The organism is Serratia sp. A07 (genome assembly GCF_058725505.1).
In genome coordinates, this window is the sequence record NZ_JBZXDO010000156.1 from 1 (window position 1) to 1,541 (window position 1,541).

General features: G+C 66.0%; 1 pseudogene. It reads left to right on the forward strand.

Going from position 1 to position 1,541, the window contains the following annotated elements:
- A pseudogene (locus AC4PR2_RS28765) lies at nucleotides 1–1,392 on the forward strand (ParB/RepB/Spo0J family partition protein); the annotation flags it as partial.
- Nucleotides 1,393–1,541 lie beyond the last annotated feature (149 nt).

The window sequence follows — 1,541 nt, forward strand, 5'->3', positions numbered from 1 at the left end:
TGGGAGGTGGGTGACGACTTCTACAACGGCCGCGAGCCTGCCGCGCTGCGTCGCCGGGTATTGAACGACGAAATCCCTGCGGACGGCAACGCCGCGCTGGCGCTGGTTGGCCTGAGCCTATACGAGGCCGCCGGTGGCGAGATACGTCACGACCTGTTCTCCGACTGCGGTTTTGTCACCGACCCGCTGCTGCTCGATACGCTGACCCTGCAAGCATTGGAGACTATCGCGGCACAGCTGGCGGCGCATGAGGGCTGGGCGTGGAGCATGGGGCGTGCTGGTGCCATCATCACATGGGGAGACGACCGCGAGCACTACAGTATGCTGGAGAAACCCACCGGCGTACTCACTGAACTGGAGCAGGAAGCGCAGACGCAGCGCGGCCTGCGCCATGATGAACTGATTGAGGAAGGTGACGCCGCAGCCGACCCCGCCGAGGCTGAAGCCTGCTATAAAGCCGCCGAGCGTATCGGGGCTGAGATGGAAGCCGTGCAGGCGCGCGCCAACATCGCGGCCTGGGACGCCCAAAGCAAGGCGGATGCCGGGGTGGTGGTGTCGTTCTGTCGCGGCGAACTGACCGTACAACGGGGCATGGTGCGTCTGGTTGCAGAGGAATGGGACGAGCGCGAAGACGACACCGGCAGCGATAACAGCGGCGACACCCACACCTCCCAACAACAAGCGACAGAACCCCAAAACAAGGGCTACAGCGCCGCACTGCTGCGCAGCCTGACCGCCGAGCGGACACTGGCGGTGCAGGCGGCGCTGACCGGCAACCCGCAGGTGGCGCTGGCGCTGCTGGTGCATACCCTGCTGACCAAAATGACCACGCCGTGGGCAGGCAGCGTGCTGGGTGCCAGCGTCAGCCAGCAGCGCGGCACGTTACTGACTCATGCCCCCGCCAGCGCAGAAACCGACCGCGCCATGACGCGCCTCGGCGAGGTGGAGCAGGGCTGGATGGCGCGATTGCCAAAAGGCTGGGAGCAGGACTTTACCGTGTTGATTGACTGGCCGATGCCGACACTGGTTGACCTGCTGGCGTTCTGCGTGAGCGGCGGCATCGATGGCCTGTGTGAAAAGACAGACCGCAACGGACGGGCAGGGGCGCAGCTTGACGGGCTGGAAGCGGCGCTGGGCTTTACCCTGCGTGACTGGTGGGTGCCGACCGCGCAGAACTGCTTTGCACGGCTAAGCAAAGACCAGATAGGTGACGCACTGGTTGATGCCGACCGACTGGCACAAGCCGCCTCGGCGCTCAAGATGAAGAAAGCGGACGCGGCGCTGCTGGCCGAGAACGAAATCAGTCAGACCCGCTGGGTGCCGCCGTGCCTGACGCCCTATGTGCCGGTGACGATAACCCAGCCCGCAAGCGACGACAGCGACGCGGCGTAGCCGACAATAACCCCCGTCCGGTACGCCGGGCGGGATTTATGCCGCGCAGGCGGCAGGCGTTTGTCCGACCCAGCGCACCTTGCGGCGCATCGAGCGCCACCGGCGCGTTGAACCGCCACGCGGCACTTGCCGGCACGCCGGCGCCGCAA